Consider the following 14,361-nt stretch of genomic DNA (forward strand, 5'->3'; position numbering starts at 1 on the left):
TCTCTATTTACTTGAGAATCGACTGACACTTAGGAGCAACCCTAGAGAAGCGAGGGTCAACGTTAGAGAAGAACCTCCGTAGCTGACGAGCGGGAGGGTAATACCAGTAACCGGTATCAACCCTGTCACAACACTGACGTTAATCATGACTTGAATAGACACCATTCCGACAATACCTAACGCCAAGAGCGACCCGAATAAATCTGGTGCATACAAGCTTGCGCGAATGCCGCGCCATAACAAAATAAAAAATAAGCCAAGCAGCACGAGCCCACCCAAAAATCCTAACTCTTCTGCCAACACGGCAAAGATAAAGTCCGTCTGTGGTTCCGGTAAGTAAAAGAACTTTTGCATACTCTTACCCAGGCCAAGTCCAAGCAGCCCCCCTGGACCGATCGCATAAAGAGACTGGATTATCTGAAAGCCGCTGCCTAAAGGATCTTCCCATGGGTGTAGAAACGCTGTGATCCGCTTAATCCGATAAGGTGCGGAAGCAATTAAACCGACCATCCCCGCCATACCAGCACCGGCAATCCACATGAAGTGACTGATTCTAGCTCCAGCTGTAAACATCATCACTAAGCATGTCCCAACCATCACCACACCTGTCCCCAAATCAGGTTGCAGCATAATAAGGGCAAACGGCACTAGAATCAAAGCTAAACCTGGCAGAAATCCTTCTTGGAATGAATTCATTCGCTTCTGTCTCTCCGAAAGGAACTTGGCCAGAAATAGAATCAAACCGAGTTTCATAAATTCGGAAGGTTGGATACTGAACATCCCTACTCCAATCCAACTTCTCGCCCCACCACGTACCATCCCTACTCCTGGTATAAGGACCGCCGCCAGGAAGACAAGACAGATGATCAAGATCAACTTAGCATGTCCATGCCAAACGTAATAAGGGATACGGGACAGAACAAACATAGCGACCAACCCAACTGTCGCAAAAAGAATCTGCCGTTTCGCAAAGAAATACGGATCGTCGAATTTATACTCTGACCAAATGCTCGAGGAACTGTACACCATGATAATGCCGATCGTCAGAATTCCGATGATCGCCACAATCAACCATAAATCCGGCTTTTTGATTTTTTCCTCCATAAGAAAAAGCCCTACCTCCCATCTCAGGTGGAAACTAGGGCTACGCCTGACGCATAAGCCCTTACTTCAGCTTATGCACGGCATCTGTAAACATGTTGCCTCTTTGTTCAAAAGTGGAATATTGATCCCAACTCGCGCAAGCAGGCGACAGCAGTATAACGTCCTTCGCATCAGACATTGCATACGCTTTATCTACAGCCTGCTGCATGGTATCAACTATTTCTATCTGTTCAATACCAGCAGAATTTGCTGTCTCCGCTAATTTATCCGCCGTTTCACCGAATAAAACGACGCCTTTCACTCCGCTCAAATACGGAAGTAAGCCTTCGAAGTCGTTGCCCCTATCAAGTCCACCAGCGAGTAAAATCACCGGCTGTTGGAAAGACCTTAAGGCATAGGATGTTGCAAGTATGTTCGTAGCTTTCGAATCGTTATAAAAGAGTCTTCCATTTGACTCTGTTACAAACTCGAGCCTGTGCTCGACTCCTGTAAACGACGTAAGGACTTCGTAAATCGCTTGATTCGATACTCCGACCTGCTTCACAGCAGCGACGGCGGCAAGGATATTCTGCAGGTTCTGAGGTCCGACGAGCACAATGTCTTCCCGACTCATTACGGCTTCCTCTTCGTAGTAAATATTCTCCTCATCAGTCCATGCGCCCTTCTCTTTGTTATGAAGGGAGAAAGGGACCTGATGAGCAGATGCATTTGGAAGATAGCTGACGATTTTGCCATCATCCGCGTTGAATACCAAACTATCTTCGGATGTCTGATTGGCAATCAACCTCGCTTTGGCATCATGATAGTTCTTCAACGTATGGTGATAATCAAGGTGAGCCTCGTACAAATTCAACCACACAGCAACGTCCGGTCGAAAATCTTCTGTTCCTAGCAGCTGGAAAGAAGAAAGTTCAACAACCATCGTCTCGTCGTCTGAAGTAGACCGAGCTACTTCACAAGAGACACTCCCAATGTTTCCAGCTACCGATACCGGCTTTCCATCTGCTTCAATCATCTTATGGATCAATGTGGTAGTTGTCGTTTTTCCGTTTGAACCCGTGACCCCAATCAATGGTCCCTTATGCAGGTGACTCGTAAGTTCTACTTCTGTGACAACAGGAATACCTCGATTGACCGCTTCGTCTACAAGCGGGTTCTCATACGGAATCCCAGGGTTTTTGACCATCAGATCAACGCCGTCCAAGGCAGACAAAGGGTGATCACCGAGGAACACCTCTGCTCCTTTTTGTTTTAAAGCTTGCACTGCTTCACTAGACTCATCCGCTTTCAAGTCGTTGACTCTTACACGAATGTTACTATCTAACAGCAAATGGGCAGCAGCAGTACCACTCTTGGCTAAACCTAGGACAAGAACTTGTTTATAAGGAAAATCTTTCAATGTTTTCATCCGAACATCACCTCAATATATACACCGATTACAGCAAACACAAGGCCAACTGCCCAGAATGTTGTGACGACTCGCCATTCTGACCAGCCTTTCAACTCGTAATGGTGGTGGAGGGGACTCATACGGAAAACCCTCTTACCAGTAGTCTTGAAGGAAATAACTTGAATGATCACGGAAAGCGTCTCAAGTACGAACACTCCGCCAATGATCACTAGCAGCAGTTCCATCTTCATTAAAATAGCTATGATAGCGATCGCTCCACCTAGCGCAAGCGATCCAGTATCCCCCATGAACACTTTTGCAGGGTGTGCATTGAATACAAGGAATCCTAGCAACGCGCCAACAATGGATAAAGCGAAGATAGTAACTTCCACATTCGGTTCGATCGTCCAGGCAAGAATCCCGAATGCTCCGAATGCAACAGCAGCTGTTCCTGCAAGTAATCCGTCCAATCCGTCAGTCAAGTTAACCGCGTTGGAACCCCCTACCAGCATTAGCAGGATCAAGATCGCGTACCCAAATCCTAGTTCGAATTCCATATCGGTACCAGGTACTCCGATTGTTGTAGGAAAGTCATTTTGTCTTAAAATTAAATAGACCACAATTGCAATAACGATTTGACCTAGCATTTTCTGTTTAGATGTCAAACCTAGATTTCGTTTTAATGCGACTTTAATATAATCGTCCAAGAATCCAAGTAAACCGTACCCTACCAATACAAATAAGACGATGAACAGTTGGATGCTTGGTGCTTCTGGTTGGAACCAATAAGCCGAGATGAGTGTCGTGACAAGGGCAGCGACGATAATCATCACACCACCCATTGTAGGGGTTCCGGATTTCTTCTGGTGGGATTCCGGCCCTTCGTCCCGAATCGCTTGCCCGAATTTCAGCCTCCTAAGGAAAGGAATGATGATCGGCGATATCACAACTGTAAGTGCGAATGATAAAGCCATTGTGATTAGTACTATGTAGTCGTTCATGATTTGTTCCTCCTTTTATCTCCGTCATCGCCGGTAATCAATTGACTAGATCCTCCAGCAGTTCCTCCAATTTCATCCCTCGTGAAGCTTTGATTAATACAACAGTATCTTCTGTCAAGATTGATTGAATGTGATGACTTAACGCTTTTTTCTCTGTAAAGTGGGAAGTGGTTATCCCGAGTTGTTTGGCAGCTACTGCTTCGGATATTTGTTTTGAATCGTTTCCGATCGTATATACAGCATCGATTTTTTCATCCACAGCCTCTGCAACGCTTGCATGCAATTGTTCTGAATTTGCCCCTAGTTCAAACATATCTCCTAATACTAACACTTTTCTCGTTTTGGATGTCAATTGACGAATGATTTCTATGACAGCTTTCATCGAAGTCGGGGAAGCGTTGTAAGCATCATTGATAAGAAGAGATCCATTCTTCCCTTCATGCTTCTCAAATCGCATAGCGGACACTTCAATCTGCTCGAATCCCCTTTGAATACCGTCTTTTGCAATTCCTAATTTCTCAGCAAGCGCAATGACGAAAGCCGCATTTTTCACGTTATGACGACCAGCCATTGGTAAATGATAAGATACAGCATTTACAGTGAACGAAGTTTCTTCGTCTAGTAATTCTTCGATGACTGCTACATAATCTGCTTCTTCACCAAAGCCGCATGAAATCGTCTGCTCATCCAGAAGTGCATCCTGTAGTAATGGTTCGTCACCATCCATGATACAAACACCTTTGAGACCGTCGCGAATCTCAAGCTTCGCTTTTGCGATCCCTTCCCGAGACCCGAAATTCTCGATATGTGATTCACCAATGTTTGTTATGATGGCATAATCCGGTTCCGCAAGGAGAGAGAGCAAGGAAATTTCACCTGCACGATCCATACCCATCTCTAACACAACAGCTTCTGCACTCGTATCCATAGACAGGATAGTGAGCGGAAGACCGATATGGTTATTGAAGTTTCCTTGGGTTTTGTGCGTGTTGTATTTAGTAGCCAAGACGGCGGCCACCATATCCTTCGTTGTCGTTTTCCCGTTTGAGCCGGTCACACCGACAACAATTGGGTCGACTTTTCTCAAATAATACTGGGCCAGTTGCTGGAGAGCTTTAGTTGTGTCTTCTACAAAGAAAACAGGAAAGTCCGTCGGCACCAATTTAGGCAATGGTTTATCCTGCTGCCACAATGCAGCAGTAGCACCCTGTTCAATGGCACCTTTCATAAACTGGTGCGCATCATGAGATTCACCAACGATCGGAACGAACAAACTTTGCTTCGCTCGCTTCCGTGTATCCGTCATGATTGTACGTATAGTAATAGCGTCCTGTGCCGCACCTTTATAGTTTGGAAAGAGCTTCGTAAGCTCCGCTACCTCAAGCTTCATGTTTTTATGTCTCCTTAATCGTCCGTAATATCTTTCTTGCTTCTTCACAATCATCAAAATGGGTCCGGATTCCATTCCGCTCTTGGTATGTTTCGTGCCCTTTACCGGCAATCAAGACCATATCGCCTTTTCGCGCTCCTTGAATTGCCTTCTGTATCGCACTCTTGCGATCCGGCACCCATTCATAGCCAATAGAAATATCCTCAATCATATCATGAAATATGTCTTCTGGGTCCTCTGTACGTGGATTATCCGTTGTGAAAATAGCGTAGTCACCAAGTTCGACCGCCACTTTGGCCATCATCGGCCGCTTCGTGCGATCACGATCTCCTCCACATCCAACAACTACCCAAACCTTCCCTTTGCAAAACTGCCGAATGGTATTCAGCACGTTTTCCAAAGAGTCAGGGGTATGGGCGTAATCCACCACAACCCCGAAAGGTTGGCCTTCATTCACAGGTTCAAACCTTCCTTTAACTCCAGAAGTATGTTCAAAACTTTTCTTAATTGTAGTTAGAGGAATTCCGTATAGAAGACCGACACTGGCAGCAGCCAGCATGTTGTATATACTGAACATACCCATCAGCGGACTGTTCACTTTTATATCACCTGCTGGCGATTGTAATAGGTATGAGGTTCCGGATTCACTGCACCGGATATCCAATGCTCGAACATCTGCTTTTTCCTGGATGCCGTAAGTTAATAATGTCTGAGAAGTAGATTGGATTAACCTCGTCGCGTAAGTCGCATCTTTGTTGATAATGGCATATTTCAGCCCTTTTCTATTATACCCGTTGCCTAGTTGTGCGAACAACAACGATTTTGCCCGAAAGTAATCTTCAAAATTCTCATGATAATCTAAATGGTCTCTCGTTAGATTCGTAAATACAGCCACATCAAAATCACACCCGAACACACGCCCTTGATCAAGGGCGTGTGAGGACACCTCCATGATGCAGGTATCGACGCTCTCCTCTACCATTTGAGCAAAATATCTTTGCAACGATAGAGAGTCAGGAGTGGTATGTTGCACCGGTGTCGTCTTACCCGCAATCTTCACTTGGATCGTACCAATCACCCCTGTCGTATGACGGTGGTGGGTGAATAGTTCATCGAGCAGATACGAAACCGTCGTCTTTCCGTTTGTACCCGTTATCCCAATCAATCGAAGTTGTTCGGTCGGAAAATGATAAAAGGCTGAGGCAGTCATTGCCAAAGCCCTAGATGTATCGTTTACGTAAAGGACAGGAACAGGGGCAGCAACGGGCTCTTCAGCCATAATCGCTACTGCTCCTTTTGCCACTGCATCGGCTACAAATTCATGCCCATCTGCTTTAATCCCTTTCATGCAAATAAATATATCACCAGGTAACGTCTTCCTCGAATCCATCGAGATTCCTTTAATGTCCAAGTTGTTTATCTGACTAGTCGCCCGATAAAACCGGATGTTTTCAAGTAACGCTTCTGCTCTCAAGAACGTTCACCTCTACTCACATACAGACTTATTATAGCAAAACAGCGAACCCTCTGTATGCATGGATTTGTATTCTTCGCAAGCCTTCACTTATTTCAAGTACACACGCACAGTAGACCCTGGCGGCACCTTCACACCTGCTTCGGGTGCCTGTGTGACGACTTCATCCCCTTCGCCGCTGACCTCTACTTCAAGCGGAGTCAACAATTGGCTCAAATCTTTCTTCTCCATTCCTGTCACATCTGGAACTTCTACGAGTGGTTCATCCGGCCAAGCATATTCTTTTTCCAGACCATCTTTGCGTGGTTTAACACCAAGGACTCTTAAGCTATCTTCCATGATGTTCCCAACAATTGGAGCAGCCACCACTCCTCCGAACTGAACTGTATTTTTCGGGTTATCGATTGCTAAGTAAACGACAAGCTCAGGGTCATCTGCAGGCGCGAAGCCGATGAATGAAACAATGTGGTTATTCTCCATGTATCGCCCGTCTGCTCCTACCTTTTGTGCTGTACCTGTTTTACCGCCAACCCGGTATCCTTCTACATACGCACCTCTACCTGTACCTTTTGCAACAACACTCTCTAGCGCTTTACGAATTTCAGCTGACGTTTCTTCTTTAATCACTTGTTCTTTCAACTTCGGTTTATTTTCCTCCAGAACTTCACCTGTTCGCGGATCAAGCCAGGCTTCTTGAATGTAAGGCTCATAATAATATCCACCGTTAACCGCCGCAGCTACTGCCATGACTTGCTGGATCGGGGTGACGGATACACCTTGTCCAAATGCTGTCGTTGCTTGTTCCACTGGCCCGACATTTTCAGGTTTGAACAGGATTCCCTTTCCTTCTCCCTCCAGGTCTATGCCAGTTTTCTCACCAAATCCGAATCGGTGGACGTATTCGAATAAGCGATCCTTACCAAGGCGCTGCCCCAATGTGACGAACCCTGGGTTACAAGAGTTCTGGACTACTTCTAAGAACGTCTGATCGCCATGTCCTCCACGCTTCCAACAGTGAAGCGTTGCTCCATCGACTTTGATGGCACCGGAGTCATGAAAATGTTCTTCCTCAAGGTTGACTAAATCCTCTTCCAAAGCAGCTGCGAGCGTAATGATTTTGAATGTAGAACCTGGTTCGTACGTACTCCAGACTGGTAAGTTACGGTTGTAAACTTTCGGATCTACTTCTTGATAATCAGCAGGATCGAAGTTTGGCCGTGAAGCCATTGCAACGACTTTCCCTGTATCTGGATCGACCGCCAGCGCCACCGCCCCATCCGGGTTGTATTTCGCTTCAGCAATATCAAGTTCCCTCTCAATAATCGATTGTACCCGGTAATCGATGGTCAGCTTCAAGTCCTTCCCATCCACCGGAGGTTTGTAAATATCTGCAATATCCGGCATTCGCTTACCCTTAGCGTCTGAGAAAAAGGACAAGGCCCCTTTCTCTCCACTCAATTCCTCATCATAATAGGCTTCAAGGCCAAGCAGACCCTGATTATCAATTCCACTGAAACCAAGCACATGAGAAAGAAAGGCGCCATTCGGATAAAAGCGCTCAGAGTCTTCAGCAATATAAACCCCTGGCATAGCAAGAGATTGTATCGCCTCCGCCTGTTCTTCACTTATTTTTCTCCCCTCCGGATGAATCCGCTCGATCGAAGTAACTTTAGTTACATGTTGATACGCCTTCTCTTCGGTCATATCCAAAATCTTGGCTAACTGCTTTGCCGTTTTCTCTGGTTCCTTCACTTGTCTTGGAACGACCATGACCGTAGGCGCCGATTGGTTCCCAACGAGCACCTCACCATTCGTGTCGAGGATCTTGCCCCTCTCTGGTTCGAACGTGATATCACGACTCCAGGATTCCTCTGCTTTCTCAATTAGAAAATCACTTAATACGAATTGAACATACCCAAGCCTACCTGCAATGACAGCAAAAATCAGCATCCCAAACAAAAATACCGTGACTAACCTCTTTTTTACTATGACTTGCGATACTCGTCTCCTCATCCTGATAACTCCTTTGGAAATTCGATAGAGTCAGCTTGTATCACTATATGCAATCATCAGATGAATAGAACAATGCAGGCATGCCGAGCATAATAAACGAAAAACGGCGAGACCCGTTGGGTCTCACCGCTTCTAGTACTATTTATTGGTCTGGAGAGAGCTCGATTACGAGATAACCATCTTCATTGATTTCAGACCCCGCACTGATACTCTGATTCGTCACGAATCCATTTCCCATCACTTCCATTTGCAATCCGAAGTGATCAGCTATCCGGTTGACATCACGTAACGAATACCCTGTTAAGTCAGGCATCTTCGGCTGGTCTGTCACAATCATGACCTTCTGGTTAGCAAGCATTTCTGTTTTAGCTCCCGGTAAAGTAGCTTCCACTTTTCCTCCATTACCGATCACCACAACATTATCGAACGTTTCTTCAAGCTTACTCTTCGCTTTTGATACTTTCATTCCTGTTACATCAGGTAGCGAATATTCCGAGACGTTCGCTTCATGGTTCTTATCCGGCTGGATGTCCAAGTAATGAAGACTATTTTCCATTACGGTCCGAATGATGTAGGAGACTGGCTCTGAGCCTAGTTCTGTTGGTTCCAGTTGTGGCTGTTTGACCGCAACATACATCAGAAGCTCTGGGTCGTCTTTCGGTGCCATTCCCATGAAGGAGAATACATAGTTTTCTCGTCCTACCATGTAATCGCCTTGTCCATCAGGTATCTCAGCAGTTCCAGTCTTTCCTGCTAAAGAAAAGTCTTCTAATTTGAAAGATTGACCAGTTCCATTTTCGGAAGAAACGACCTCACCCATTAAGTCACGGACCTTCTCTGCCGTTTCCTTAGAAACAGGTTCCCCGATCACTTCCGGCTTACCTTCCTTCAAGACCTCTCCCGATTCGCTTGATGCAATCTTCGATAATACATATGGGCGCATCATTTCACCACCATTAGCTATAGCCGTTGCCCCAGTCATCAGTTGAATAGGTGTGAAAATTGAACCTTGGCCGAAACCAGTAGTGATTTGTTCAATTGGTTTATTAAAAACTAACTTGCTAGAAAGTTCTCCCGGTAAGTCGATACCAGTCTCTTGGTCCAAATGAAACTTTGATATATAATCCCTGAATTTATCAGAACCTATTTTTTCATAAACCAACTTAGACGCAGCTACGTTAGAGGATCTCTGAAATCCTTCGTCATACGTAATCGGATCCCAGCCTCTCCCATTATTATGGTCTTTTATGATTTTAGATTTTGGTGTTACTTTGTACGTCCCCGACTTATAAAGTTCAGACCCGTTATATACATCTTCCTCCATTGCCGCAGCCCATGTGAAGATCTTCATAGGAGATCCCACTTCAAACGGATAAGAGATGATATCGTTGTACCAGTTCTTCACGTCTCCGATTGCGTTCGGGTTGTAACTGGGACGGTTACTCATCGCCAGCACTTCCCCTGTGTCAGGGTCCATGACCGCTGCCATCACCTTATCAGGGCTGTACTGTTTCTCCACCTCAGACATGGCATCTTCTAAGAACGTCTGGATTTTTTGATCGATCGTCAAATAGACATCTTCCCCATTATCGGGTTCAGTCATCACTTCTTTGGGATCGAGCAGTTTGGTTCCGTACTTGTCTCGTTCATAGGAGATGTGTCCTTTCTTCTCCTCCAAATACTTCTCCATCTGCTTCTCGATTCCCGTTACTCCTTTGATCTGGTTGTCTTCACTTCTAGCAAACCCGATGACATGAGAGGCGAAGACGCCGTTCGGATAATACCGTTTCGACTCTTCGATGAATTGGATGCCTGGCAGTTCCATTTCTTTGATCTCATCTACGGTCGCTTGGGATAAATTCTTCCCCTTAGCTCCGAATTCGACTTGGAAAAGGTCGTCGTCTTCATCGCTGTTTTCGTGTGTTGCTACCCCATTCTCAATCGTATCTTCGATTTCACTTTCCGTTAAATCTAACAGAGGAGCCAACTTCGCTGCGGTTTCACTAGGTTCCGTCACGTGTTTAGGCTCCTCCGGGTTGGCGGTGTATTCGGGGTCTACAATGGCATACATACGGTACGTTGGTCGGTCATAAGCTAGTACCATACCATTTTTATCGTAGATTTTCCCACGAGTGGCATCAATCTCATACGAACTAGTCCGTATATCTTCTGCCCACTCATTCAAATCTACACCTTGCACCTCAGCCGTCGATTCTATGTACAGAAAACGGCCGGCTACTATTAAAAACATAATCGCAAACACTAAAATCAAAATGGCTGCACCACGGTGTGTATTAACACTTTTCATATTGAATCACCAGCTCACGATTAATTTCCGATGGTACCGGCTTGTTTGACCTGAGCATTTTGGATATCCAATCCATTCTCTTTAGCAATTTGCAAAATACGATCCGGGTTGCTCAGTTCCTTCACCTGATAAGCCAAGTTCTCGTTCTTCGCTTCTTGACTCGAAATGTTTTGTTCAAGGCTTCTGATATCACGGTTCAATGCATCTGTTGAGGATGAGAATTGAACGAGAAATAAAGAAGAAGCAACAACTGCTGCTGTAGCAATGGAGTAAAGGAATTTCTCTCCTGTACTGATCCATTGCTTCTTCTTGTGGACTTTTACCTTGACCTGTTTCTGTTTGTTCGGCTGCTGCAGGGGTTGTTGTTCCCTTCTCGCATGTTCGACACTCATGTTTGCTTCCACCCTTCTTCAAATTGAAAATCGTCATTCCATGGTTTTATTTTCTCTACAACTCGAAGTTTAGCCGATCTTGAACGGCGGTTCGCTTCCAATTCAAGGTCTTCTGCAACAATAGGTTTTCGTGTAACCGACTTGAAAGGTGGCTGTTTATCCTCAGGAATCATCGGAATATTTTTTGGCAGTGGCGGGTTGGAGCTCCACTTCTTAAAGGCTTGCTTGCACAAACGATCTTCTAGTGAATGGAATGTGATTACCGCAATTCTACCACCGATGGAAACGACTCTTGCCGCTTGGTGAAGGCTGTCCTGGAAAGCCCCCAGCTCATCATTGACCGCGATACGAATGGCTTGGAACACCCGTTTGGCAGGATGCCCGCCTTTCCTTCGCGCAGGTGCTGGTATTCCAGCTTTAATCAAGTCAACAAGCTCACCAGTTGTTTCGATGGGTCCCTCTTTACGTGCCGCTTCTATTTTACGGGCGATTTGTTTGGAGAATTTCTCCTCCCCATATTTAAAGAAGATGCGGACAAGGTCCTCATAAGCCCAATCATTAATTACTTCTTTTGCACTGAGTTCTTGCTCTTGATTCATTCTCATGTCCAGCGGAGCATCGTTCTGATAGCTGAAACCACGCTCTTCCACATCAAGCTGCGGACTGGAAACACCTAAGTCGTAAACGATTCCATCTACGTGCTCGACTTCTAATTCCTCAAGCTTCTCTTCCAACTGACGAAAGTTGGCGTGCACAAACGTAATGCGATCCGCATAAGGCTCAAGGCGTTCTTTTGCTGCAGCTAGTGCATGCTCGTCTTGATCAAATGCGTATAAATGCCCTTCTTTGTCTAATTGCTGGGCGATCACTTCCGAATGTCCTCCACCACCGAGTGTGCAATCCACGTATACCCCCTTCGGCATAATATGTAATTGCTCGGTGGTTTCTCTTTTCAATACACTATAATGTTCAAACATATTCTCACTCGTTTCTAATCAATCAAATATCAAAATCTAACATATTCTCTGCGATCTCTGAGAAGGATTCCTCTGAAGCGTCGAAATAGCTTTCCCACTCATCATGACTCCAAAACTCAATCCGGTTCGATACACCAATGACGACACATTCCTTCTCCAACGTGGCATATTTACGCAGTGGAGGTGGTACGTTTACTCTTCCCTGCTTATCGAGCTCACATTCTACTGCTCCAGAGAAGAAAAATCGTGTGAACGCTCTGGCATCTTTCTTTGTAAGAGGGAGTTTCTTCAGCTTCTCTTCAAGAAGCTTCCACTCATTCATAGGGTAAGCAAAAAGGCACTGGTCTAAACCACGGGTTAAGACAAAGCTCTCCCCTAGCTCTTCACGGAATTTCGAAGGTACGATAATACGGCCTTTCGTATCGATGTTGTGCTGAAATTCCCCCATGAACATAGAGTTCCCCCACCTTCTAAGTCCACCTTACCACATCGCCCCACTTTTCTCCACTTACTTTTAGTTAATTCTTTCTCTACAAAAAAAATCCTGCCTACTGAGGCAGAATTTTTTGTTCCAAATGCCTTTATCTCGTGATTCAACAGACAAATCACACAAAAAGAAAAAAGTGGGTACAGGACCCACTTTTTTAGAGATGAACGATATAATGTGGGGACTCAAATGAATAGTAAGATTCATTCATCCGTTCAAATACATCCAACCCATATTGGTTGATCCAAGGGAGAATGTTCCACACTCTCTCCTGCAAACCTCCATTAGGGTGGAGAAGTAATTCCACATCTTCAAATTCCTTCATTTCTCTACTGTACTGTTGTTCTAACGACTGATGAAAACGTTTGGTAAGAAAATCAACGTGTTGTTGGATATACTCCAAATTTTTGTCTGCGAGCTGTTCGATATCCGCCCCGAATTGAGAAGAGGCTTCGCGAAGAGGACGATGAATACGGTCCATTTCCACCTTCACTTGTTCACCAAGCTGCTCGATTGGTGCTACAGAATGGGACGATAACCAATTCAACTTCTGTTCTCCGACACCATACTCAACGGAGGTGGATGTCTTTAACTCGTATTTATCTAATATTTGCTGCGTCCTCCGGTCTACCAAAGTAAAGGAGAGCCTTGGGATGACAGGCGGCATCTGCAACCCGACCTCCGAGAAAGCAGGTTTCAACGCAGACCAATAATTGATTTCCCCAGGTCCACCGATGAAAGCAAGAACAGGGAAAAGACAATCCTGCATCAATGGCCGGGTCACGACGTTGTTACTCAACAACCACGGTTGTTGCTCAACTACTTCAAGCAAATCTTCCTTTGATAAGACTACCTCATCGTTCTTCCCTTTGAAATGTCCGGCTTCATCTCGTACAAGCAGTGTCCGGTCCCCATCATGCTGATAGAACAAGTGGGCATCGTCCATTTCACTATCGAGAAGGGTTTCATAACCTTGGTTGCGATTCTTTTGCAGTGCAGCATATACGCCACGAGCAATCGGTTCATTCTTTTCAATCATGTTTTTAAAATATGGGCGCTCCAATTCTCTTGCCATCGGATCATGAGCATCAAACAATACCAAACCAGACTCTGGAAGGAGCTGATACATGAGCCTAGCAAAGAAATCTGTAAAGCTTTCCGACTTCTCCACAGCGGACAGACACTGTTTCAGAAGGTCATTGGTGAACTCTGTCTCCTGGATCTCCGAGAAAACTGATCTTACCCACTTACTTGCTGTTTCCTGTTCCAATGCCATATCTGACACGGATTGTTTTTGGTCAGGGTTTTGTTGAATACTGAACTTCTCCATGTGATCCTGCTGTTTCAGGAAGACATGGTTGATCTCGTCAAAGTCATGGTCTTCACCAGCTATCCAGAATACTGGAACAACGGGTTCTTGAAGTTCTTCCTGTTTCTGCTTAGCTAACTGAAGAACAGAAATCGCTTTGTGGACAGTATACAGAGGCCCCGTCATCAGACCAGCCTGCTGACCTGCTATCACGACTGCACTATTCTCTTTCCTTAACTTTTCGATTTGTTCAAACGTCTCAGTAGGTGCCTCCCACTTCTTGTTCATCTCCACCAGAACATCAGAAAGTGCCTCACGTTGATAGGATTGGTTGACTACATACTGATAGCGTTCACTCCAGATGGATTCTTCTCTTGGATTGTATTCGAATTGATCACTGACCTGATCAAAGTTATGTTGATAATCATTAAAAAATCGTTGTTTTGATTGGATATCAATGGCTTCCATACGCATAAATGAACTTCTCCTTTTGTCATAATCACCTTATGTACCCTA

11 protein-coding genes are annotated in these 14,361 nt (G+C 45.1%); all 11 read right to left on the reverse strand.

Annotated elements, in window-relative coordinates:
* Positions 1–3: 3 nt before the first annotated feature.
* The 11 genes from spoVE to bshC all read right to left on the reverse strand — a co-directional run bounded on the left by spoVE (position 4) and on the right by bshC (position 14,319).
* On the reverse strand, positions 4–1,104 hold the full coding sequence (gene spoVE, locus E4663_RS08410) for a stage V sporulation protein E (RefSeq protein ID WP_079480372.1): 1,101 nt from the start codon (positions 1,102–1,104) through the stop codon (positions 4–6).
* A gap of 61 nt (positions 1,105–1,165) precedes the next feature.
* A complete protein-coding gene (gene murD, locus E4663_RS08415; RefSeq protein ID WP_135327264.1) occupies positions 1,166–2,512 on the reverse strand; it encodes a UDP-N-acetylmuramoyl-L-alanine--D-glutamate ligase in 1,347 nt (448 codons plus the stop codon).
* Positions 2,509–3,495: a phospho-N-acetylmuramoyl-pentapeptide-transferase gene (gene mraY, locus E4663_RS08420; RefSeq protein WP_079480374.1), complete on the reverse strand. Its 987-nt coding sequence runs from the start codon at positions 3,493–3,495 to the stop codon at positions 2,509–2,511. Before mraY ends, murD begins: the two co-directional genes overlap by 4 nt.
* Positions 3,496–3,532: 37 nt before the next feature.
* On the reverse strand, positions 3,533–4,885 hold the full coding sequence (locus tag E4663_RS08425) for a UDP-N-acetylmuramoyl-tripeptide--D-alanyl-D-alanine ligase (RefSeq protein ID WP_135327265.1): 1,353 nt from the start codon (positions 4,883–4,885) through the stop codon (positions 3,533–3,535).
* Positions 4,886–4,889: 4 nt separating this feature from the next.
* On the reverse strand, positions 4,890–6,359 hold the full coding sequence (locus E4663_RS08430) for a UDP-N-acetylmuramoyl-L-alanyl-D-glutamate--2,6-diaminopimelate ligase (protein WP_135327266.1): 1,470 nt from the start codon (positions 6,357–6,359) through the stop codon (positions 4,890–4,892).
* Positions 6,360–6,449: 90 nt separating this feature from the next.
* Positions 6,450–8,372, reverse strand: coding sequence for a stage V sporulation protein D (locus tag E4663_RS08435; protein ID WP_135327267.1), 1,923 nt, complete (start codon positions 8,370–8,372; stop codon positions 6,450–6,452).
* Positions 8,373–8,514: 142 nt separating this feature from the next.
* On the reverse strand, positions 8,515–10,680 hold the full coding sequence (locus tag E4663_RS08440; RefSeq protein ID WP_135327268.1) for a penicillin-binding protein: 2,166 nt from the start codon (positions 10,678–10,680) through the stop codon (positions 8,515–8,517).
* A 20-nt stretch (positions 10,681–10,700) separates the two neighbouring features.
* A complete protein-coding gene (gene ftsL / locus E4663_RS08445; RefSeq protein WP_135327269.1) occupies positions 10,701–11,072 on the reverse strand; it encodes a cell division protein FtsL in 372 nt (123 codons plus the stop codon).
* Positions 11,069–12,049 (reverse strand): 16S rRNA (cytosine(1402)-N(4))-methyltransferase RsmH, encoded by a 981-nt coding sequence (gene rsmH, locus E4663_RS08450; RefSeq protein ID WP_079480380.1) that lies wholly within the window; start codon positions 12,047–12,049, stop codon positions 11,069–11,071. The genes ftsL and rsmH overlap by 4 nt, the downstream gene beginning before the upstream one ends.
* Before the next feature lie 22 nt (positions 12,050–12,071).
* On the reverse strand, positions 12,072–12,503 hold the full coding sequence (gene mraZ, locus E4663_RS08455; protein WP_079480381.1) for a division/cell wall cluster transcriptional repressor MraZ: 432 nt from the start codon (positions 12,501–12,503) through the stop codon (positions 12,072–12,074).
* 190 nt (positions 12,504–12,693) lie between these two features.
* Positions 12,694–14,319, reverse strand: a complete 1,626-nt coding sequence (gene bshC, locus E4663_RS08460; RefSeq protein WP_135327270.1) for a bacillithiol biosynthesis cysteine-adding enzyme BshC — start codon at positions 14,317–14,319, stop codon at positions 12,694–12,696.
* Positions 14,320–14,361: the final 42 nt, after the last annotated feature.

The organism is Halobacillus salinus (assembly GCF_004684905.1).
GTDB classification, from domain to species: Bacteria; Bacillota; Bacilli; order Bacillales; family Halobacillaceae; genus Halobacillus; species Halobacillus salinus.

Bases quoted from the DNA above. Each gene is read 5' to 3' on its own strand.
- E4663_RS08435 (WP_135327267.1), bottom strand. From the start codon at position 8,372: ATGAGGAGACGAGTATCGCAAGTCATAGTAAAAAAGAGGTTAGTCACG.
- E4663_RS08440 (WP_135327268.1), bottom strand. From the start codon at position 10,680: ATGAAAAGTGTTAATACACACCGTGGTGCAGCCATTTTGATTTTAGTG.
- murD (WP_135327264.1), bottom strand. From the start codon at position 2,512: ATGAAAACATTGAAAGATTTTCCTTATAAACAAGTTCTTGTCCTAGGT.
- spoVE (WP_079480372.1), bottom strand. From the start codon at position 1,104: ATGGAGGAAAAAATCAAAAAGCCGGATTTATGGTTGATTGTGGCGATC.
- E4663_RS08425 (WP_135327265.1), bottom strand. From the start codon at position 4,885: ATGAAGCTTGAGGTAGCGGAGCTTACGAAGCTCTTTCCAAACTATAAA.
- rsmH (WP_079480380.1), bottom strand. From the start codon at position 12,049: ATGTTTGAACATTATAGTGTATTGAAAAGAGAAACCACCGAGCAATTA.
- mraY (WP_079480374.1), bottom strand. From the start codon at position 3,495: ATGAACGACTACATAGTACTAATCACAATGGCTTTATCATTCGCACTT.
- mraZ (WP_079480381.1), bottom strand. From the start codon at position 12,503: ATGTTCATGGGGGAATTTCAGCACAACATCGATACGAAAGGCCGTATT.
- ftsL (WP_135327269.1), bottom strand. From the start codon at position 11,072: ATGAGTGTCGAACATGCGAGAAGGGAACAACAACCCCTGCAGCAGCCG.
- bshC (WP_135327270.1), bottom strand. From the start codon at position 14,319: ATGCGTATGGAAGCCATTGATATCCAATCAAAACAACGATTTTTTAAT.